Raw genomic sequence first — 19,726 nt, 5'->3', positions numbered from 1 at the left:
GGAGCACGAATGAGCTTGATGCAGCGTGTCAGAAACTTTCTTTCCCATACCCCACCCTCGCAAGAGGAGGACAGCGGACAGGATGACGTATTCAAGGCCAGATACCAGGCCTTTCGACGGCTCCTATCGGCCAACAACACGGCCCTGGACATCATGACCGACCTTGAAAGCGCGGCCCTGGGGCATCGGCATTTCGGCATGCACTTCCTCAGGTCGCGGGTCACCGGAGCCACGGCCAAGGTCTTTTCCATCGTTGAAAACCTCCTGTTTCTGGCCCCGGGCAAGTATCTCGGGCTGCGGGACGCCATGCGCTCCATCCAGGAGAATATCCAAAAGGAACTCTCCCTGCGCCAAACCGCCCGCCGCAATGACCTGATTCTGGACCTGGATCGCATCACGGCTCGCAACATCGACGACGTGGGCGGCAAGATGGCCAACCTGGGTGAACTCCGCAATGCCCTGCAGGTGCCGGTCCCTGACGGATTCGCCATCACCGCCCAGGCTTACATGACTTTCATGCAGCACTCAGGCCTCTGGGACGAAATCAACTGCCTCGTACTCGGCCATCCCATGGCCTCCCATTTCGCGGCCGGGGCCGCCCAAGGACCCGAACCGGACGAAGAACCACAGACGGATCAGCCCATCGCCCTGCTGGAAATGTGCGCCAAGATCCGAGGCATGATCCTTGCCGCCGAGATCCCCCCCGAACTCGAAAGCGCGATTCTCGCAGCCTACGACAGACTCTGTGAACGCGAAGGGTCCAATGTCCGCGTGGCGCTGCGCTCGAGCGCCCTGGGCGAAGACAGCGCCGGGGCATCCTTTGCCGGCCAGCACAGATCCCTTCTGAACCTTGATCGGGACAGCCTTGTCGACGGCTACAAGGAAATCATTGCCAGCAAATATTCCGCTCACGCCATGACCTACCGCTACATGCTCGGCATCCGGGACGATGACGTGCTGATGTGCGTCGGATGTCTGGGCATGGTCACCTCGCAGGCCGGAGGTGTCGCCTACACGGCCAACCCGCTAAACGGCGTGGGTGCCCATGTCCGCATCACTTCCGCCTGGGGCGTTGCCAAAGGCGTGGTCGACGGCACAGCGACCACCGACGAATTCATCGTGGAAAAAGAACCTCAGCCGCGAATTATTGGAAGAAAGGTGCCGCGCAAGGAATCATCGCTGGTCTGTTCGGCTGCTGAAGGCGTCTGCCGGGTATCGGTCGATCCTGCGCTCTGCGAGCAACCGACCCTGAGCGACCCTCAGATCTTGGACCTCGCGACCATGGCTGTCCGCATAGAAAAACACTACGACATCCCCCAGGATATCGAATGGGCCTATTCCCCGGAGGGAAGGCTCGTCCTCCTGCAGACACGACCGCTGGAAGTTCGCCAGGATCAGTCGGCTTCGGAACTGCTCCCGGGGGTGACTCCATTGGTTCATGAAGGCCAGACCGCCAGTGCGGGTACAGCCCACGGCGTGGTGCATATCGTCCGCAAGGATGTGGACATCCTCGTGCTGCCCGACAACGCCATCCTGGTCTGCGTGGAGGCCGCGCCCAAGTGGGCCGCCGTCCTGAACCGCTGCCAGGGCGTCATCACCGAGCAGGGCAGCGTCGCCGGCCACTTGGCCAACGTGGCAAGGGAATTCAAGGTCCCAGGCCTGTTCGGCGTCCCGTCAGCCACAAGCATCCTTGAAACCGGACAGGAAATCACCCTCGACGCCGACAATTGCGCGATCTACGCCGGACTCCAGGAAACCCTCCTGGACCGTAAGCCACAGCGGCCGAACATGATGGCAGGAAGTCCGGTCTTCCAGACGCTGCAGCGCCTCAACCGCCACATCATCCCCCTGAACCTCCTGGACCCCGACGGGCTCGACTTCACTCCGGCCAACTGCAAGTCGCTGCACGACATCACCCGCTTCTGCCATGAAAAATCCGTGCAGGAGATGTTCAGCTTCGGCCGCGACCACAATTTTTCTCCAAGATCGAGCAAACAGCTCAAGACCATCGTGCCCATGCAATGGTGGATCATCAATCTCGAGGACGGATTTGTCAGCGATACCGGCGACAAGATGATCCCGCTGGACAAGATCACCTCCGTTCCCATGCTCGCGCTGTGGCGCGGGATCGTGGCCTATCCCTGGGAAGGGCCCCCGTGCATTGACTGCAAGGGCTTCATGTCGGTGCTCTTCCAGTCCGCGACCAACAGGAACCTGGAGCCGGCCATGGCGTCCCAGTTCTCGGAAAAAAATTATTTCATGATCTCGAAACACTTCTGTAACCTGCAGTCGCGGTTCGGCTACCACTTTACGTCCGTGGAGGCCCTGGCCGGGCCAAGGTCACGTGAAAATTACATCCGCTTCCAGTTCAAGGGCGGAGCCGCAGATCACCAGCGCAAGGTTCGCAGGGCGAAATTCGTCGGAGAAATACTTGACGAATTCAACTTCCGGACCAGAGTGCGCGAAGACGCGCTTTTCGCCCGACTGGACGACTGCGACCAGGAATTCATCGAAAATCATCTGGAAATCCTGGGGCACATACTCATCCACACCAGGCAGCTGGACATGATCATGAACAAGGAAGACGTGGTCCAATTCTATAAAAAACGCATCCTGAATCAGCTTCACGCGATGATGGATGCAAAAAGCAAGGCCTGAAAAAGGCTTACATACGAGGAAAAATGAACGACAGATCTAACGAAAACACTCCAAGTCATGCCATCATGCGCGGAGTCATCATCGGCGGTTCCATCGGCATGATCGCCAGCTGGTTCGGCTACGAGCCGGTCAAGGCCTTCTTCATGGGCATCGTCTGCGGCATTTTCGCCGCCGCCACCAAGGTCATGGCCGACAGAATGCGCAAGAAATAGATCTTGACTTTTGTTTGCTTTGCAGTATTAGTTCAAATCAAGAACCTGCATCATGTGGATTTAAAATGGTTCTGATGTCTCAAGGTGGCGTTCAAAAGAAACCGACAACCAAATCTGTACTGCAGAGGCGTGTTGGAAGGAAATCAGGAAAAAACCTCTATCACAGGCGTGTCGGCTGTAAACATTCCTAGGGAACATCTTTCGCTTTGAAGAAAGAGGCGCGTTGGTCAGAAACCAAGAACAAATTGTTGGTTGAAAGGCGCGTTGGAAGGAAACTCCCAAGGTAACACAGGTAACAGACTTGTAGAGGCGTTTATTCCAGTCACAATGACAACATGGATGCCAACCGCCGGCCCAGAACAGGCCGAGCGAACGGACCGGAATCACATCGCATCTGGTTTTTAGTCATCTCGGTTTTACGCGAGGCGGGAAACGAAAGTCTCCCGCCTCCCTTTTTTTGTGCTTCCACGAACAATTCTCGCCTGCGAACGGTGCATATCACGACCTTATACACGCTTTGCAAGAAACTGTTCCCGGGTGCCGACTGCTCGAATTTGTCCAACATGCCGAGAAGTTTTGCGGAACCTGATGCGCATAACTTCATTTTTCATCAATGACCCGGCTGCTTGCATAAGAGAAGCATTTCAGTGTACAGGGGTATGCGCAAACATAAACCAACGCCAATTCAGGACACATCATGTACTGTAAAAAATGTAAATTCCATTCCTTCGACCACGTCAGCGCATGCCCCAAGTGCGGAGCAGACTGGGAAGAATCCCGCAAGGCCCTTTACCTGAGCTGGATCTCCGCCTCTGGAGTCAACTGGCTGAAGCAGGAAGCCGCCACACAACAGCCCGAGCCCGATTTTTCCGCAATGACGCAGAAAACCGAGATTCGTGCGCATGCAAACGACACAAGCACCGCTTCCGGGGACTATCTGGCCGCGCCACTCGCCGCGACCGCCACAAAGAATTCCGACATCGATGTCTCGAACTTTCCGGATCTGGACTTCACCATGACCGAGGTCCCGGCCAAGGAAGCGACTCCCGTGCAAAAAGCGCCGGCACCCAAGCCGGAAGATGATCTGTTTCTGGACACGCTCCCTGCCGAAGAAATGGTCGAGCTTGACTTCAGCGCCTCCTTCGACGCTCCGCCTGCCCCGCAGGTGCCGACTCCAAGCAAGCCCAAGCGCGAGGATCTTTTCATTCCGGAACTCGAAGAAATGCTCGCGCCCCTGGATGATGAGCCACGCTCCAAATCCGCAGCTACCAAAAAGCCTTCATTTTCCGAGGAGACAGAGATTCTCCTTGATTTCGGGACCGATTCCCCGGAAAAGGCCTCGGGCAAGTCAGATGACGACGAGTTGTCCTTCCTGAGTCTTGAAGATCCCAAGAAGCCCCAGTAGATTCACGGCCAAAAGACAGACGTGCGAAACCAGGAACCAGGGCCTCACGCAGGCTCTGGTTTCTTTATGCCAGGCTTTCTGGATGCCATCTGGACGCAACCTTTCCAGAAGGCGCCAAAAAAGACGCACACCTGGAAAGGTGCTTGCAGTCTGGGCCGAGGAAGGAAGGCGCCTCCCGATGGAGGAAAAAAAGCTTGACTTTTATGTTTGATTCGAAAAATAAAGCGAGTTTCCGGTGATCAGCGTAAAGCCGCTATTTTCACCGGCCGAAGACGCGGCAGCATTTCAGGACAAAATTATGGAGGAGCCTCATGGCAGTAGATTTCAGTAATGCCGTTAAGACCGACGAAGGCGTTCAGGTCAACGGCGTTGTAATGCACCCGATTGTGGAACAGTGTGAAGGCTGCGAGCGGATCAGAGAATTCGAGGGAGCCAAATTTTGCGGTACATATCCCCAGCCGGCAGCGAAGTGGAGACTGGGAACCTGCAATTTCTCGACTCACACCAAGACCGCACCCGGCAAGGGCAAGGCCAAGGTCAACCCGCTCAAGGCATCCAAGCGCGCAGCCAAAGGTCGTTAAGCCTTTCATCACGGACTTCGTACAAGGCAGGTTTTTCCTGCCTTTTTTTTCTTCAAAATTCCGGGCAGAAGTGACTCTTGAAGTCATCCACAACCCCGAAGGACGCCACCATGCTGAGCACCGTGCTAGAACTCCTGGAAAACAGCCGCGATGAATTGCTGCGGTTGCAGACCGACCTTGTGGCCATACCCGCCCTTGGCCCGACCAATGGGGGGCAGGGTGAGAAAATGAAGGTCGAGTACCTGGCCGATCATGTGGCCCGGTTTCAAGGTGTCCAGACGGAAACGATCAAGGCTCCGGACGAAAACGTCGACTGCGGCTACCGCCCGAACCTGATCATCAGGCGACCGGGCAAAAGCCCGCGCACGCTGTGGCTCATCGCGCACACCGACGTGGTACCCACCGGGGACCTGTCCCTGTGGCAGGGAGATCCTTTTGTCCTGCGCCAGGAGGGAGACCTCATCTACGGCCGGGGCGTGGAGGACAACCATCAGGGCATGGTCAGCGCGCTCCTTTTGCTGCGCGCCCTTGAAACGACCCAGGCGCGAACGGACCTGTCCCTCGGCATCCTGCTCGCGGCCGACGAGGAGACGGGCAACACGCATGGCATCGAATACATCATGCGCCATCATCCGCATGTCTTTGCCCCCGACGATCTGATCGTCATCCCGGATTTCGGGACCCCTGACGGCCAGGCCATCGAGGTCGCCGAAAAAAGCGTGCTCTGGCTCAGGTTCACGGTCCGGGGCAAGCAGTGCCACGCCTCGACCCCGGAGGCCGGAGTCAATTCGCTGATTGGCGCCTCGGCGCTGATTCTGGCCCTGGACCGCCTGCACACGGTCTTCGACGCCTGCGATCCGCTTTTCGACCCGCCCATATCCACCTTTGCTCCGACGAAGATGGAAGCCAACGTCCCCAACGTAAACACCATCCCCGGCCAGGACGTCTTTCATCTCGACTGCCGAGTGCTGCCCACCTACCCTCTGGAAGATATCGAGCGGGAAGTGCGGACAATCTGCGACAAGGTGGAACTTGAGCGGGGCGTGCGCATCGCCTTCGCGCCCGTGGTCAAGGAACAGGCAGCCCCGGCGACGCCTGCCGACTGCGAGGCCGTAATACGGCTGACCGCCGCGCTTCAGAAGACACGCGGGCTTGAAGCGCGCGTGATTGGAATCGGCGGCGGCACCGTGGCGGCGGCGTTCCGCAAGCGGGGCCTTCCCGCCGTCTGCTGGTCCACGCTCATGCACACGGCGCACCAGCCCAACGAGCACTGTTCGGTGACGGCCACCATCGCCGACGCCCGGGTGTTCGCCCATCTTCTTTTCGACGACCAGGCATAAGCACATGACCATCCCGACCGTGCCCGATATCTTTGACGTCATTGTCGTGGGCGCCGGCCATGCCGGTTGCGAGGCGGCCATGGCGGCCGCGCACATGGGCATGCAGACCCTTCTCTTGACCATCAACGCCGACCGCATCGGACATTTGTCCTGCAATCCGGCCATCGGCGGCCTGGCCAAGGGGCACATGGTCAAGGAGATCGACGCGCTGGGTGGGATGATGGGCAAATGGGCCGATCAAGCCGGAATCCAATTCCGCATCCTGAACACCCGCAAGGGGCCCGCCGTACGCTCAAGCCGCGCCCAGATCGACCGCACCGAATACGTACGGGTCGTGCAGCAGGACATCTTCACCTGCCCGAACCTCTTCGTGCGCCAGGAGACGGTTGCGTCCCTGACCGTTGAGGACGGCCGCGTCACGGGCGTCGTGACCACACTGGGCGAGACCATTGCCTGCCGTGCGGCGCTCTTGACCACGGGCACGTTCCTGCAAGGCCTCATTCATGTCGGCCTCGACAGCTTCAGCGGCGGACGCCAGGGCGATCCGGCAAGCCACGGCCTCTCGCCACGACTTACCGAACTGGGTTTCGAACTTGGACGCCTGAAAACCGGCACCGTGCCCCGGCTGCTGAAATCGTCCATCGATTATTCCGTCATGGAGGAACAGGCCGGAGACAATCCGCCCCGGCCCTTCAGCTTCGACAGCCCCGGCATAAAACTCCGGCAGCTGCCCTGCTTCGTGACCTACACCACGGAGCGCACCCACGAGATCATCCGCACCGGATTCGACCGCTCGCCCATGTTCACCGGCGTCATCAAGGGCACCGGAGCGCGCTATTGCCCATCCATCGAGGACAAGATCGCCCGTTTCCCCGAGAAGGACCGGCACCAGATATTTGTCGAGCCCGAAGGCCTGACCAGTCACGAGGTCTACCCCAACGGCATCCCCACGAGCCTGCCGCTGGACATCCAGAAAGCTCTGGTGACGTCCATTCCGGGCCTTGAGAAGGCCCAGATCATCCGGCCCGGCTACGCCATCGAATACGATTATGTTCCCCCGACACAGCTAAAACCCACCCTGGAAACCAAGCTGGTGCGCGGCCTGTACATGGCCGGGCAGATCAACGGCACATCGGGCTACGAAGAAGCTGCCGGACAGGGACTGTGGGCGGCTATAAATGCCGTCCTTGCCCTGCGCGGCGAACCCGAGCTGATCCTGACCCGCAGCCAGGCCTACATAGCCGTGCTCGTGGACGATCTGGTCACCAAGGGCACGCTTGAACCCTACCGCATGTTCACCTCCCGGGCCGAACACAGGCTCCTGCTGCGCGAGGACAATGCCGACGAGCGCCTGACCGCCATCGGACGCGAGCTTGGCCTCGTCGATGACAGCCGCTGGCAGCGTTTCACCCGCAAGCAGGCGGCCGTGAACGAAATCATGACCGGACTGGAATCTATCCGCGTCCGCCCCGATGCCGCGACCAAGGATCTGGTCGAGGCCATGGGTGGCACGATCCCGCAAAAGTCGGTCAGCCTCAAGGAGCTGCTGCGCCAGCCGGAACTGACCATCGAGGTTCTCGCGCCGCTATGGCCGGAGCTGGAAAATTTTGATGAAGAAGCGCTGGAGGAAGCCGAAATCAAGGCCAAGTACGAAGGCTATCTGCGTCGCCAGCAGGAGCTGGTGGACCGCTTTGAAAAGATGGAGCAGACGGCCCTGCCCGAAGACATGAATTACGTCGGCATTCCCGGCCTCTCACGCGAGGTCACGGAAAAACTGACCCGTATCCAGCCGCGCACCCTGGGTCAGGCCGGACGCATTTCCGGGATCACGCCCGCGGCCTTGTCGTGCCTTGAGATTCAGCTCAAAAAAATCGGACGGCTCTGATCAGGGCCGTCCGAATCCGTTCTTAAATCTTCACTTTCAAACCAGGGGGCTCATCCCCCGCCATCAATCCTCACCCGACTCCGAAGCGCAGTGGGCAAAAGACGGCACATGAAATCCGTCAACCAATTCCTGGGCCAGGGCTTCAAGCCGTGCCACGAAGGCGTCGTCCAGCACGGACTCCAGGGTTTCGTCCGAAGGCATGACATCTTCCTCCGGGCCCCGGACCTTCAAGAGAATGACCCGGCCGTTGCTCATGACTTCGTAACCCACTGTTCTGGCCATGCCGCGCCCATGCAGTTCGCGGACATGATCCTGAATGATCTCGAAAAGTTCCAGTCCCGTATCCGGTCTGGTCACGATGGAAAAAACACGTTCCGCCACGTTCACCTCCTGTGCCGCTTCTCGCTTTCACGTTTGTCCCGGCTTGTAAACCACCCACTCACCCCTTCACAATCGCGCCAAAGACACATACCTTTATTTTTTTAGAACCCCTTTCACAGGAAAGCACTTATGAAACAACTCGTCGCGACCCGCATGGACCGATGCATCGGTTGCCATTCATGCTCCTTGGCATGCGCCCGCGTGGTCCACAAATGCCTGTCCTGGGAAAATGCCGGCATCCGCATTCTGTCCTCCGGCGGCCTCTCCACCGGCTTTCTGGCCAAGGTCTGTCTGGCCTGCAACCCTGCCCCCTGCGCGGTGGCCTGCCCCACGGGCAGCCTCAAGCAGCGCAAGGGCGGCGGAGTCACCCAGCAGAAGAAACTCTGCATCCAGTGCGGCAAATGCGTCGCCGCCTGTCCGGTGGACGCCATCGCCCAGGATCGAGAGGGCAGGCCCTATGTCTGCATCCACTGCGGCAACTGCGTGGAATTCTGTCCCCACGACTGTCTGGAAATGCAGGAGGTGGAATCATGATAGCTGACACCTTCAAGATCCTGGAAGTCAACCTGTCCACGGGCCGATCCACCATCCGCTCCATGCCCGGCGTGGATACATTCATCGGCGGGTCGGGTCTGGCCGCCAAACTTCATCTCGATTACGCAAAGCCCGGCATGGCCTGGGATGATCCGGGGCAGCCCCTTATTTTCTGCATCGGCCCCCTGACCGGATTTTTTCCGCTCATAAGCAAGACCGTCTGCGCCTTCACCTCTCCCCTACACGGCCAGTACGCCGAATCCCACGCGGGCGGCCGCAGCGCCCTGGCCCTGCGCTTCGCGGGACTGGACGCCCTGGTTATCATCGGCCGCGCCGAGCGTCCCACGGTTCTGCACCTGGGTGCCAACATCATAGAACTCATGGATGCGGGCTACCTGTGGGGCAAGGACGCCCTGACCACCGGCAAACTCCTGCGCCGCATCCTCAAGGGCTCCGGACACCGAACCATCATGCGTATTGGCCCGGCCGGAGAGAACAAGTCGGCCATGGCCTGCATAAATGTCGATACCTACCGCCATTTCGGTCGTCTCGGCGGAGGCGCGGTCATGGGGGCCAAGAACGTCAAGGCCATCGCCATCGAGGGCAACGGCTCCCAGAATCTGCCCGAGGGCAAGGAATATGGGGCCCTGTACGCCGACATCTTCCGCAAGGTCACGGACACGGACATGATGCGCAAGTACCACAATCTGGGCACCGCCTCGAACCTGGAGGCGCTCAATGAACTGAAAGCCCTGCCCTGGCGCAACCTTCAGGCCACCTCGGACCCCGGCATCGAAGGCATTACGGGCGAACGCTTCGCCGACGACACGCTGCTGCGCAATGCCGCCTGCTCGGGTTGTCCGGTGGGTTGCATCCATATCGGCTTCGTGCGCGAGAAATTCGACAAGGACAACCAGTATCTCTACCGGCAGGTGGGATACGACTACGAGCCCATCTTTGCCACGGGCTCCATGCTCGGACTGACCCATGCACCGGACGTGCTCACGGTCATGGACGAGGTGGAGAAGGCGGGCCTCGACGTCATGAGCGGCGGCGTGGCCCTGGCCTGGGCCACGGAGGCCCTTGAAAAGGGCGTGGTCACGACGGAACAGACCGGGATCGAACTGCGCTTCGGCGAAGTCCGGGGCTATCTCAAAGCCGTGCACCTGCTGGCGGGGGCGGCAAACGAGTTCTGGAAGCTTCTGGCGGCCGGAACCATGGTCGCGGCCAAACATTACGGAGGCGAGGATTTCGCCTGCGTGCTGGGGCAGGAGATGGCCGGGTACGCCACCGGAGAGGTCTTCTACGTGGCCCAGTCCCTGGGCCTTCGGCACTCGCACCTGGACACCGGAGCCTACAGCTACGACCAGTCCAACGCGCCCAAGGACGTGGACAAGGCCCTGACCTTTCTACTTGAGGACGAGCGAGAGCGGGTGATCCTGACTTCGATGGTGGCCTGTCTCTTCGCCCGCAAGGTCTATGACCCGGACACCCTGCGCCAATGCCTGACTGTGCTCGGCGGCAGAAACCTGGCCGACAGCCTGGACGACGCGGCGGCCTCCATCCAGAAGCTGCGCTGGCAGGCCCGGATCGCGGGCGGCTTCGACCCCATGGGAGTGAAGATCCCCAAACGCTTCCTGGAAGTCACCACCTGGAAAGGGCAGGCCGACCCAGAGTACCTTGAAAGCTTGCGCATGGCCTATGCCACGGCCATAAGCGAGATGGGGCGCTCAGAGGAAAAAAATTAGAAACACTTGCCGGGCCGGAGCAGACACTCCGGCCCATTTACGAGGGGCAGGGTATGAATACCCATGATGTACGCTGGCGGCAGAGATTCGACCAGTTCGATAAATCATTTGCCTTGCTGGAATCGGCAATGACCATCGAAAAAATGACAATCATCGAACGGGCGGGACTCATCCAATTTTTTGAAATGGCTTTCGAACAAAGCTGGAAACTGCTCAAGGATTATCAGGAGGCGGAAGGGTTTACGATCACAAGCCCTCGTCAGGCCATCAAGCAGGCCTATCAATCCGGCATCATCGCCGACGGCCATGCCTGGATAAACGCCCTGGAAGACCGCAACCTGACCACACATACCTACAACGAGCAGACGGCAAACATCGTGGAACAAAAAATCCGCAACGCCTACTTCCCCCTGCTCAAATCCCTGCATACGGTTTTCCGCGACAAGATCGGGCAACAGCCATGAACGCGCATTCCGGCATTGGCCTGCTGGAGAGCGACCTGGCGCTGATCGCCCACGCCGCAACGCAACTTCCCGAAATACATCAGGTCATTCTCTTTGGTTCAAGGGCCAAAGGCACGCACAAACCCGGTTCAGATGTAGACTTGGCCATCAAGGGAAAAAACCTTGCTTACGAATCCGCAATCCGGCTGGCCAGCCTTCTCAACGAGGAAGCGCCAATGCCTTACTTTTTTGACGTCGTGAATTACGATGCCATCACGGAACCGCTACTGCTCGAACATATCGACCGGGTGGGCCAGGTGATCTTCGAGCGACGCTAGCTCCGGCCCGCCAGTCCTACTTCCGCCACTCTTCGATACTCCGGCCCGGAAGGCTTGAGGATGCTCTGCCAGAGCACGACATGGCTCACCGTGAACGCGGGCCAATCCCTCTTCAAATCGACGAGCAGACCGGACCACTCATCATTTCGGGCCGCAGCCTTGACCCGGGCCACGGTCAGATGCGGGGAAAAGGGTTTTTGCTCGGCAGAAAATCCGGCCTGCGCCAATCCTCCATCAAGCTTTTCAAAATACGCCGCGCATTCCTCGCGTCCCTGGCGCAAACCGATCCAGATCACACGCGGCGCGCCCACGGCAGGAAAAAAGCCGCCCGCTCCCCCCTGCGCCGCAAAGCTCCCCCGGGCCGCGTCCTGCATTGCCTGGACAATGACCGGCACCTTGTCCTCATCCACTTCGCCCAGAAACCTGAGCGTCACATGAGCCAGTTCCGGCCGCACCCACGACACCTTAGAGGCCAGGCGCTTTTTCCAGGCCGCTTGAATCTGACGAATGATTTGCGCGTACTCGCCGGGAAGGGGGATGCCTATGAAAAGCCGCATGAGATTCCGCTCCGCTGAATTTTTGCTGCGCTGCCAAAAAGGCCTGGAGCCCCACCTGCACGAGGATGACGCGGAGGTGGAGCTACTCGGCCTTACCAAGATGCCTGGATCCCCGCCTTCGCGGGGATGACGCGGAGGTGGGCAACTCGGACTTACCAGAAATGGACAAACGGCAGGCATGACCGCGCTCTCTCCATTCCCCCTTCCGCCCTGACACCAAGCGTGGTCGGGTCTGGCCGGGGACGGGGCGTCGACTGTCTGACCGAGCCTGGCATCGTTTGTTTCCCCGCTGCTTGACCGTACGCAGCGAAGGCCGGTGTTCTCTGCACGCAGCGGGGAAGCATTACGAGGCCGGCGGAGGGAGTTTCGACGCTCCGTCCCCGGCCAGACCCGACCACGCGCCCACCTACCAAGCTCCAGTTCCGACACCGCCCAACCCCAGCCACGCGCCCACCTACCAAGCTCCAGCTCCGACTCAAGCTCTTCCTCCAACTCCAACTCTTCCTCCGACTCCAACTTCGCCTCTAACTCCATCCACCGCCTAAAGCGCCGTCTCCCCCTCCTCCCCGGCATACGCGCCAATCAGCTCCCACAATGTCCGCACGCCAAACCCGGTTCCTCCGGGCCTGAAAATGGACATATTCTCATCTGTCCAGGCCGGGCCCGCGATGTCCAGATGGGCCCAGTCCACGCCTTCGGGCACGAAGTTCTTCAGGAACATGGCCGCGTAGATCGCCCCGCCCTCCCGAGTGGCGATATTCTTCAGATCCGCCACCTCGCCTTTCAGGGGCACGCCGTATTCCGCCCAAAGGGGCATGGGCCAGTAACGCTCGCCCACGCGGCTGCCGCCTTCGCGAATGCGCCCATCAAGCTCGGCCGTGGTCGAGAAGACCGCCGCGACCTTGGTGCCCAGGGCAACGAGGCAGGCTCCGGTCAGGGTGGCCAGATCGACCAGGATCTCGGGCTCGAAGCGCGCGCTGTAGGCCAGAGCGTCGGCCAGGATGAGGCGGCCCTCGGCATCGGTATTCAGGATCTCGATGGTCTTGCCGTTCATGGCCGTGACCACGTCACCGGGCTTGGTAGCCTTGCTGCCCGGCACATTCTCCGTGCACGGCAGCAGCCCGATCACCCGCCTCGGACTTTCACCGGCCCGGCCCAAGGCCATGAACAGGCCCAGAATGGCGGCGGCTCCGGCCATGTCCCCTTTCATCTCATGCATTTTCGCGGACGGCTTGAGCGAGATGCCGCCAGTATCGAAAGTCACGCCCTTGCCCACGAAGACCAACGGCCTTGCCTCGCTGCCCGGCGCCGAGTCGAGCACGATGAACCTGGCCGGGGTGTCGCTGCCGCGAAAAACCGAGGCAAAGGAGCCCATGCCCATCTCGATGATCTCTTTGGGACCGAAGACCTGCGCGCCGAACCCGAACCGGGCGGCAAGGTCACGGGCAACGCCGGCCAAATGCTCGGGCGTGGCCACGTTGGCCGGAGTGTTGACCAGATCGCGCGCCAGGGCCACTCCTTCAGCCACGGCCAGCGCCCGGGCCACTTTGCCCTGCATGTCCGTATCCCTGCTCCAGACGGCCAGGCTCCGGGGGCAGTCCTCTTCGCCGGGATCGGACTTGAAGGCTACGAAACGATAACTGGCCAGCCGTACGGCCACGACGCACTCCAGCGTCAGGTCATCGGCCAACTCCAGCCGATCCAAATGCTCGGAGGCCACAGCCAGGCAGGAAAGCTCCTGGCTCGCGGCGGCGCGAACAGCCGTGCCCACGGCAGCGCGAAATCCGTCTAGATCAAGATCGTCGGCTTTGCCGAGTCCCACAAGCAGGCACGACCCGCCAGACGCGGAGCAGAGCCTGGTCCGTCCGGCCTTGCCCGAAAAGGAAATCACTGGATCAAGGCCGAAAAGCCGTGCAAGTTCCTGATCCGCTTCGCTCCAATCCTTTCCTTCGGAGCGGAACATGAGCAGCACGGCATCTTTCAACTCGCCACCATCCCGAAATACATGTATATTCATAAAAACCTCGTCAGTATGAAATATTGAAGGGCCATTCGGAAACATTAGGTTGCCTTGGAACGAGAGTAAAGACGGTTGCCAGACGCCGCGAAGGAACTATCTGTAACCTCAAACATTATCAGGAGTTGTGGAATGAAAGACAACCGCACCGTCGCCGTGCTCGGAGCCACCGGCTACATCGGAGGCCGCCTGGTCGCGGCCCTGCTTGAGCGGGGCTGGAGAGTGCGCGCCGTGGGCCGCAATCCGGAGAAGCTGCGGTGCAGGCCTTTCGCGGCCCATGAAAACGTGGAACTGGCCCAGGCCGACGCCCTGGACCAGCCCGCGCTGACAGAGGCCCTGCGCGGATGTCACGCGGCCTACTATCTGGTTCATTCCATGTATCCGGGCGTGAAGAATTTCGAGGACCGCGACAAGCGAGCGGCCATCATCATGCGCGACGCGGCCAAGGAGGCCGGTCTTGAACGGATCATCTATCTGGGCGGCCTTGGCGACATGGACAAGGATTTGAGCGAACACCTCAAATCGCGCATGGAAGTCGGCGAGATCCTGGGCAGCGGGCCGGTCCCCCTGACCTGGCTGCGGGCGGCCATGATCATCGGTTCGGGCAGCGCCTCTTTCGAGATCCTGCGTTATCTGGTGGACCGCCTGCCGGTCATGATCACTCCGGCCTGGGTCAAGTCCCTGTGCCAGCCCATCGCCGTGACCAACGTGCTCGAATACCTGGCCGGGTGTCTCGAAAATCCCGAGACGGCTGGGCGCACCATGGACATCGGCGGCCCGGACATTCTGAGCTACCGCGATCTTTTCGACATATACGCCCGCGTGGCCGGACTGCGACAGCGCCTCATCATACCGGTCCCCGTCCTGACGCCGAAGCTCTCCTCCTACTGGATCCAGATGGTCACGCCAGTTCCCGCCAGCCTGTCGCGTCCCCTGGCGGAAGGGCTGCGCAACAAGGTTGTGTGCCGGGAAAACAGCATCCGGGAGCTTGTCCCGGCCCGCCTGCTCACATGCGAAGAGGCCATCAGCAGGGCGCTCGACCGCACGGTCCGCCACGAGGTGGAAACCTGCTGGTCCGACGCCGGCCTGCAACGCGTGCCGGAATGGATAGACTGCGGCGACGCGCCCTATGCCGGAGGCACGGTGCTGGAGTCGGCGCACACCCTGACCCTGGCCGCCACCCCGTCCCAGGTCTGGAAAGCCATTGTCCGTCTCGGCGGGGACGAAGGCTGGATGTACGGAAACTGGATGTGGAAAATCCGGGGAATATGCGACAAGCTCATCGGCGGTCCGGGTCTGCGGCGCGGACGGCGTGATCCTGATCAACTGCGCGTTGGTGACGCCCTGGACTTCTGGCGAGTGCTGGTCGTCGAAGAAAATCGCCGCCTTCGCCTGCTGGCCGAAATGAAACTGCCGGGCGAAGCCCTGCTCCAGTTCGATGTGGATGAAGAGCGCCCAGGCCGCACCAGAGTGACCCTGCGAGCCCGCTTTTTACCCCGGGGATTGTGGGGCATCGTGTACTGGTACCCTCTCATACCCGTGCATGGGCCGCTCTTTCGGGGCATGCTCACGGCGCTGGCCCGCAAGATCGGCGGAAAAATTCTTTTCGGACCCATCACCCCACCCAAGGAGGGCTCGCAATGCCGACTTTGATGACCCAACCGAACTTTGTGGAGACCACCATCGCCGATCCGCAGATCCGCGAAACCCTGGAGGCCATCCTTGGCGAACAGCGCTCCGGAGTTCTGGCCACCTCCTTCATGGACATACCCCTGTGCAGCCAGATGGCCTTTGCCGCGACCCATGACTTGAGGACCCTGATCATCGTAACCCCGCGCCAAACCGCGAAATACGACAACATGAGCTCCAACCCCAATGTCTCCTTTTTGGTCAGCACGGCCCGCAACGATCCGTCCGATCCAGCCAACGCGCAGGCCCTGACGGTGACCGCATTCGCCACCGAACTCGACGGAGAACGCAGGCACAAGGCGGTGAATCTCTTTTCAAGAAGGCACCCGAATCTGAGCGCCTTCGCGGCCGCATCCGACAGCGCTGTCATGGAGCTAAAAGTTGACAGCTACTGCCTGGTCAACAATTTTCAGAAGCTGACCCGCATCGGTCTTGGATGATGATTTTGAAAATCTTCGCGTGATCCTGGACAGCAAGGCGGCAATTGGGGAATATTTAAAAAAACAACCGGAGCCGACGCATGCCGCCACGGATTTGCGGGCCCGGCAAGGAGAATATCATGAACCGACCCATCCGGCTGGGAGTCAGCCGCTGCCTGCTCGGGGACAAGGTCCGCTACGACGGAGGGCACAAGCATGACCCCTTCCTGACCAAGACCCTGGGCGAATATGTGGAATACGTTCCGGTCTGTCCGGAGGTGGAATGCGGCCTGCCCATTCCGCGCGAAGCCCTGCGTCTGGTGGGCGACCCGGAGTCCCCGCGACTTCTGACCCAGAAGACCCGCGTCGACCACACCCGGCGCATGCAGGAATGGGCCGCCGGCCGTCTGGCTGAACTGGAATCCGAAAACTTGTGCGGGTTCATTTTCAAGAGCAAATCCCCATCCAGCGGCATGGAGAGGGTCAAGGTCTATTCGGAATCGGGCAACCTCGCCGGGCAATCCGTCGGCATCTTCGCGCGCATGTTCATGCAGCACTTCCCCCTGCTCCCGGTCGAAGAGGAGGGACGCCTGCACGACGTTCACCTGCGCGAAAATTTCATCGACCGCATCTTCGTGTTGCGCCGCTACCGCGACATGATCAAATCCGGCCAGACCTTGAGCAATCTGATCACCTTTCACACCCGGCACAAGCTCCAGCTCCTGGCCCACAGCCCCGAAATCTACCGGGCCATGGGCAGACTGGTGGCGGGCGGCAAGGCCATGCCCAAGGAGCAACTCTTCAAGAGCTACCACGAGCATCTCATGACCGCCATGCGCATGAAGGCCACGCCGCCCAAGCACAGGAACGTGCTGCAGCACATCATGGGTTATTTCAAGAACGACCTGCTACCGGACGAAAAGCAGGAACTGATCGAACTCATCAACCAGTTCGCTCGCGGCTTCCTGCCGCTCATCGTGCCCGTGACCCTGCTCAATCACTATGTGCTCAAATATGAGGAGTTCTACCTTCAGGACCAAACGTATCTGCGGCCCCATCCCCTGGAACTCAAGTTGCGCAACCACGCCTAGAGCAAGAAGCAGGAGACGCGCATGACCAATGCCTATGAAATAATCAGCCGCTTCGACCCGGATTTCCCGCGCAAGCGGGCCGGGCAGTTGCTTACCGACACCACGGAGTTCATGAACATCACATACGGCGATGTGATCGATCTGGATGGCAGGTATTTCCTGGTGCTGCGGGACGAAAAGGAACGCAGCTTCGGTGTGGAAGACCCCAAATACTGGGTCAAGCGTTGCCGGGAGCTGTCCACTGGAGAGAGAAAGATCCTGAAGCTGGTCTTTTACGAGCGCTTTCCCGTATCCATGGGCAGCATGGAGATCGAATGCTTTCGCAGCCCGCGCAAGGAGGCGCGCATCCTTGATCTGGTCAGGGGCGACATGCGTTTCATGCAGGGCTACTCCCACGACGACGCGGCCGGAAACAACGTGCGTGTTCTCGATGTGGTCAAGGGCGAGCTTCTCTCGCTGCACGTCGACCGTCTGGAGGTCGATCACAGGACCTATTTCTTCGAACTGCTGCCGGACATCCTGGACAAGTTCGTCGAAGCCTGCCGCGCCATCGAATTTCTGCACAAGCACGGCGAAAACCATGGCGACATCCGCCGCGACCACCTCTGGCTGGAGCAGGGTACGGGCAACTACGTGTGGATTGATTTCGACTACACCTACGAATTCCAGGAAAACCCCTCCGGTCTGGACATCTTTGGCCTTGGCAATCTGCTCCTGTTCCTGGTCGGCAAGAAATTCTGCACCACCTTCAACATCCCGCGACCGGACTTTGACGGCAAGGCGGATGTCTCTTTTGAAGCGGCGGACTTCTCCATGCTTTTCAAGAACCGTCTGGCCAATCTGCGAAAAGTCTATCCCTATGTGCCCCATGCGTTGAACAACGTGCTCATGCACTTTTCCTCCGCCTCCGAAGTGTTCTATTTCAATGTCGGAGAAATGCTTGAAGACCTTGCGCCCTGCCTCGACGAAATCCGTCGCGGGCGAATCAACAGTTAAGGAGAGAACATGGACCCCAAGAAAATTCTCATAGCCGTGGACGCCTCTGACAACGCGGCCCGTGCCGTGACCTATGTCGCCGAACTGCTCGGAGCCAGTACGGGCTTTTTGATCACGGTCCTCTATATCGAGCGTCCGCCCAACCGCGACCTGTATCCGGACGAGGCCTCCTGGGTCGAGGCCGGTCAGGCCCAGGAACTGCGCATCCGCACCTTCCTGCAACAAGCCAAGTCCAACCTGACCGGACAGGGCATTGCGCCGGACGCGGTGACCATTTCCTATGTTCCGCATTGCCAGTCCCCGGTGAACCCCGCCGCGCAGCAGTGCAGCATCGGCACGTCCATTGCCCGCGACATCCTGCAGGTCCAACAGCAGGGCGATTTCGGGACCCTGGTCATCGGCCGGCGGGGAGTGTCCCGCGCCGAGGAGTTTCTATTCGGCAGTGTGACCACCAAGGTCACGCATCTCGCCAAGGACTGCACCGTCTGGGTGGTGCAATAATTCAGGAGGAGAAGGAAACATGCCCTGCCTTGAAGTTACGACCAACATTCGCGTCCAGGACAAGAACAAGCTCATGCGCTCTCTTTCCGATTGTGTCTGCACGGAGCTCTGCAAGGCCGAAACCTACATGATGGTCATCATCAACGATGACGTCTCCATGTTCTTCGGCGGCAACGAGGAGCCCGTGGCGCACGTGACCTTGAGCGCCCTCGGACTCAAGGACGAGTTGATCGGGAAGCTGGCCGGGGACTTGACGGAAATGATCCAGACGCAAGCAGGCATCGAAAGCCCGCGCATCTACATCGTCTTCAAGGATGCGGAACCCGGCAAATGGGCCTGGGACGGACGCACCTTCGCCTGACCCGCATCTTGCCTGACAGCGGGACCTCGTGTAAGGGAGCCGGGGCCGGGACGGTTGGAATCCCGGCACCATCAACACGAGGTTACCATGACAGAAAAGAACTACGCCCAGAGCATCGCCGGAGACCTGTTTCACATGATCAAATCCGCCCAGGAACAGGGCGTGAGCGTGGACGCAGGCTTTCGCAACCAGGCCATGTCCAGTCCGAGCATGAGCCTGACCTACATGTTTTTGACCAAGAACGACCTGCTCAAGGTCCCAGCCCTGCCTGCCCAGGTCAAGAAACAGGTCCGCCGCTCGAATGCCATGGCCGTCATCGAGCTGGCCAACGCGGCAGGCGTGAAGCAGACTGCGGGCATCCACCTGATCTGGTCCAGCGCCAAGGCCTGCTCCAAGATCGAGTCCGAGGCCGAGATGCTGGACGGCATCCAGATCCAGGGTCTTGCGGCCTTCACCGCCCAGATCAAGAGCACGCTCAAAAACGACATTCCCCGCACCATGGACCAGCAGGTCCCGCCCAGCGCCGAATAGAAACGTGGCCCGTCCCGACGGGCCTGAATTCGCGATCCG

At 60.1% G+C, this 19,726-nt stretch carries 20 protein-coding genes; 17 read left to right on the top strand and 3 right to left on the bottom strand.

Annotation, left to right across the window (positions count from 1 at the left end; translation table 11 throughout):
* Positions 1–9 precede the first annotated feature (9 nt).
* The 6 genes from BMZ40_RS03290 to mnmG all read left to right on the top strand — a co-directional run bounded on the left by BMZ40_RS03290 (position 10) and on the right by mnmG (position 8,081).
* Positions 10–2,658, top strand: a complete 2,649-nt coding sequence (locus BMZ40_RS03290) for a PEP/pyruvate-binding domain-containing protein (RefSeq protein WP_092372701.1) — start codon at positions 10–12, stop codon at positions 2,656–2,658.
* A gap of 23 nt (positions 2,659–2,681) precedes the next feature.
* Positions 2,682–2,870, top strand: coding sequence for a hypothetical protein (locus BMZ40_RS03285; protein ID WP_092372700.1), 189 nt, complete (start codon positions 2,682–2,684; stop codon positions 2,868–2,870).
* 697 nt (positions 2,871–3,567) lie between these two features.
* Positions 3,568–4,275: a hypothetical protein gene (locus BMZ40_RS03280; RefSeq protein WP_092372699.1), complete on the top strand. Its 708-nt coding sequence runs from the start codon at positions 3,568–3,570 to the stop codon at positions 4,273–4,275.
* Between the two features lie 311 nt (positions 4,276–4,586).
* Positions 4,587–4,856, top strand: coding sequence for a PxxKW family cysteine-rich protein (locus tag BMZ40_RS03275; protein WP_092372698.1), 270 nt, complete (start codon positions 4,587–4,589; stop codon positions 4,854–4,856).
* Between the two features lie 110 nt (positions 4,857–4,966).
* Positions 4,967–6,196 carry a M20 family metallo-hydrolase gene (locus BMZ40_RS03270; protein WP_092372697.1) on the top strand — a complete coding sequence of 410 codons (1,230 nt, stop codon included), beginning with the start codon at positions 4,967–4,969 and terminating at the stop codon, positions 6,194–6,196.
* Between the two features lie 4 nt (positions 6,197–6,200).
* On the top strand, positions 6,201–8,081 hold the full coding sequence (mnmG, locus tag BMZ40_RS03265; RefSeq protein WP_092372696.1) for a tRNA uridine-5-carboxymethylaminomethyl(34) synthesis enzyme MnmG: 1,881 nt from the start codon (positions 6,201–6,203) through the stop codon (positions 8,079–8,081).
* Positions 8,082–8,144: 63 nt separating this feature from the next.
* Here mnmG and BMZ40_RS03260 read toward each other — a convergent pair whose 3' ends face one another.
* Positions 8,145–8,462 (bottom strand): hypothetical protein, encoded by a 318-nt coding sequence (locus tag BMZ40_RS03260; protein ID WP_092188441.1) that lies wholly within the window; start codon positions 8,460–8,462, stop codon positions 8,145–8,147.
* A gap of 129 nt (positions 8,463–8,591) precedes the next feature.
* Between BMZ40_RS03260 and BMZ40_RS03255 the strand changes: the two genes are divergently transcribed.
* The 4 genes from BMZ40_RS03255 to BMZ40_RS03240 are packed head-to-tail and all read left to right on the top strand — an operon-like array spanning position 8,592 to position 11,525.
* Entirely contained in the window at positions 8,592–8,996 is a 405-nt protein-coding gene (locus BMZ40_RS03255) for a 4Fe-4S binding protein (protein WP_092372695.1), read from the top strand.
* Complete coding sequence (locus BMZ40_RS03250; protein WP_092372694.1) at positions 8,993–10,744, top strand: aldehyde ferredoxin oxidoreductase N-terminal domain-containing protein; 1,752 nt, start codon at positions 8,993–8,995, stop codon at positions 10,742–10,744. Before BMZ40_RS03255 ends, BMZ40_RS03250 begins: the two co-directional genes overlap by 4 nt.
* Before the next feature lie 53 nt (positions 10,745–10,797).
* Positions 10,798–11,208, top strand: a complete 411-nt coding sequence (locus BMZ40_RS03245; RefSeq protein ID WP_092372693.1) for a nucleotidyltransferase substrate binding protein — start codon at positions 10,798–10,800, stop codon at positions 11,206–11,208.
* A complete protein-coding gene (locus tag BMZ40_RS03240; protein ID WP_092372692.1) occupies positions 11,205–11,525 on the top strand; it encodes a nucleotidyltransferase domain-containing protein in 321 nt (106 codons plus the stop codon). Before BMZ40_RS03245 ends, BMZ40_RS03240 begins: the two co-directional genes overlap by 4 nt.
* Here the strand turns inward: BMZ40_RS03240 and thpR are convergent.
* Positions 11,522–12,082 (bottom strand): RNA 2',3'-cyclic phosphodiesterase, encoded by a 561-nt coding sequence (thpR, locus tag BMZ40_RS19455; RefSeq protein ID WP_177192998.1) that lies wholly within the window; start codon positions 12,080–12,082, stop codon positions 11,522–11,524. The two genes, BMZ40_RS03240 and thpR, sit on opposite strands and share 4 nt — an antisense overlap.
* 541 nt (positions 12,083–12,623) lie before the next feature.
* Positions 12,624–14,099, bottom strand: coding sequence for a leucyl aminopeptidase (locus BMZ40_RS03230; protein ID WP_092372690.1), 1,476 nt, complete (start codon positions 14,097–14,099; stop codon positions 12,624–12,626).
* Between the two features lie 132 nt (positions 14,100–14,231).
* Here BMZ40_RS03230 and BMZ40_RS03225 point away from each other — a divergent pair, with 132 nt between their 5' ends.
* The 7 genes from BMZ40_RS03225 to BMZ40_RS03195 all read left to right on the top strand — a co-directional run bounded on the left by BMZ40_RS03225 (position 14,232) and on the right by BMZ40_RS03195 (position 19,687).
* Positions 14,232–15,752, top strand: coding sequence for an SDR family oxidoreductase (locus BMZ40_RS03225; protein WP_092372689.1), 1,521 nt, complete (start codon positions 14,232–14,234; stop codon positions 15,750–15,752).
* Positions 15,740–16,228, top strand: a complete 489-nt coding sequence (locus BMZ40_RS03220) for a pyridoxamine 5'-phosphate oxidase family protein (RefSeq protein ID WP_092372688.1) — start codon at positions 15,740–15,742, stop codon at positions 16,226–16,228. Before BMZ40_RS03225 ends, BMZ40_RS03220 begins: the two co-directional genes overlap by 13 nt.
* A 119-nt stretch (positions 16,229–16,347) precedes the next feature.
* On the top strand, positions 16,348–17,298 hold the full coding sequence (locus BMZ40_RS03215; RefSeq protein ID WP_092372687.1) for a YbgA family protein: 951 nt from the start codon (positions 16,348–16,350) through the stop codon (positions 17,296–17,298).
* Positions 17,299–17,319: 21 nt separating this feature from the next.
* The gene (locus BMZ40_RS03210) at positions 17,320–18,294 is read left to right on the top strand and encodes a serine/threonine protein kinase (protein ID WP_092372686.1); all 975 of its coding nucleotides are present in this window, start codon (positions 17,320–17,322) and stop codon (positions 18,292–18,294) included.
* Between the two features lie 9 nt (positions 18,295–18,303).
* Positions 18,304–18,795: a universal stress protein gene (locus tag BMZ40_RS03205; RefSeq protein ID WP_092372685.1), complete on the top strand. Its 492-nt coding sequence runs from the start codon at positions 18,304–18,306 to the stop codon at positions 18,793–18,795.
* A 19-nt stretch (positions 18,796–18,814) separates the two neighbouring features.
* Positions 18,815–19,156: a phenylpyruvate tautomerase MIF-related protein gene (locus BMZ40_RS03200; protein WP_092372684.1), complete on the top strand. Its 342-nt coding sequence runs from the start codon at positions 18,815–18,817 to the stop codon at positions 19,154–19,156.
* Between the two features lie 87 nt (positions 19,157–19,243).
* Complete coding sequence (locus tag BMZ40_RS03195) at positions 19,244–19,687, top strand: hypothetical protein (RefSeq protein ID WP_092372683.1); 444 nt, start codon at positions 19,244–19,246, stop codon at positions 19,685–19,687.
* Positions 19,688–19,726: the final 39 nt, after the last annotated feature.

The organism is Desulfomicrobium apsheronum, assembly GCF_900114115.1.
GTDB lineage: Bacteria > Desulfobacterota > Desulfovibrionia > Desulfovibrionales > Desulfomicrobiaceae > Desulfomicrobium > Desulfomicrobium apsheronum.
This window is presented reverse-complemented; position numbering and strand designations above follow the sequence as displayed.

What these genes read in the sequence shown, in the direction of transcription:
- BMZ40_RS03220 (WP_092372688.1), top strand. Translation starts at nt 15,740, where the DNA reads ATGCCGACTTTGATGACCCAACCGAACTTTGTGGAGACCACCATCGCC.
- BMZ40_RS03225 (WP_092372689.1), top strand. Translation starts at nt 14,232, where the DNA reads ATGAAAGACAACCGCACCGTCGCCGTGCTCGGAGCCACCGGCTACATC.
- BMZ40_RS03240 (WP_092372692.1), top strand. Translation starts at nt 11,205, where the DNA reads ATGAACGCGCATTCCGGCATTGGCCTGCTGGAGAGCGACCTGGCGCTG.
- BMZ40_RS03205 (WP_092372685.1), top strand. Translation starts at nt 18,304, where the DNA reads ATGGACCCCAAGAAAATTCTCATAGCCGTGGACGCCTCTGACAACGCG.
- thpR (WP_177192998.1), bottom strand. Translation starts at nt 12,082, where the DNA reads ATGCGGCTTTTCATAGGCATCCCCCTTCCCGGCGAGTACGCGCAAATC.
- mnmG (WP_092372696.1), top strand. Translation starts at nt 6,201, where the DNA reads ATGACCATCCCGACCGTGCCCGATATCTTTGACGTCATTGTCGTGGGC.
- BMZ40_RS03245 (WP_092372693.1), top strand. Translation starts at nt 10,798, where the DNA reads ATGAATACCCATGATGTACGCTGGCGGCAGAGATTCGACCAGTTCGAT.
- BMZ40_RS03210 (WP_092372686.1), top strand. Translation starts at nt 17,320, where the DNA reads ATGACCAATGCCTATGAAATAATCAGCCGCTTCGACCCGGATTTCCCG.
- BMZ40_RS03200 (WP_092372684.1), top strand. Translation starts at nt 18,815, where the DNA reads ATGCCCTGCCTTGAAGTTACGACCAACATTCGCGTCCAGGACAAGAAC.
- BMZ40_RS03195 (WP_092372683.1), top strand. Translation starts at nt 19,244, where the DNA reads ATGACAGAAAAGAACTACGCCCAGAGCATCGCCGGAGACCTGTTTCAC.
- BMZ40_RS03280 (WP_092372699.1), top strand. Translation starts at nt 3,568, where the DNA reads ATGTACTGTAAAAAATGTAAATTCCATTCCTTCGACCACGTCAGCGCA.
- BMZ40_RS03285 (WP_092372700.1), top strand. Translation starts at nt 2,682, where the DNA reads ATGAACGACAGATCTAACGAAAACACTCCAAGTCATGCCATCATGCGC.
- BMZ40_RS03250 (WP_092372694.1), top strand. Translation starts at nt 8,993, where the DNA reads ATGATAGCTGACACCTTCAAGATCCTGGAAGTCAACCTGTCCACGGGC.
- BMZ40_RS03270 (WP_092372697.1), top strand. Translation starts at nt 4,967, where the DNA reads ATGCTGAGCACCGTGCTAGAACTCCTGGAAAACAGCCGCGATGAATTG.
- BMZ40_RS03255 (WP_092372695.1), top strand. Translation starts at nt 8,592, where the DNA reads ATGAAACAACTCGTCGCGACCCGCATGGACCGATGCATCGGTTGCCAT.
- BMZ40_RS03230 (WP_092372690.1), bottom strand. Translation starts at nt 14,099, where the DNA reads ATGAATATACATGTATTTCGGGATGGTGGCGAGTTGAAAGATGCCGTG.
- BMZ40_RS03215 (WP_092372687.1), top strand. Translation starts at nt 16,348, where the DNA reads ATGAACCGACCCATCCGGCTGGGAGTCAGCCGCTGCCTGCTCGGGGAC.
- BMZ40_RS03290 (WP_092372701.1), top strand. Translation starts at nt 10, where the DNA reads ATGAGCTTGATGCAGCGTGTCAGAAACTTTCTTTCCCATACCCCACCC.
- BMZ40_RS03275 (WP_092372698.1), top strand. Translation starts at nt 4,587, where the DNA reads ATGGCAGTAGATTTCAGTAATGCCGTTAAGACCGACGAAGGCGTTCAG.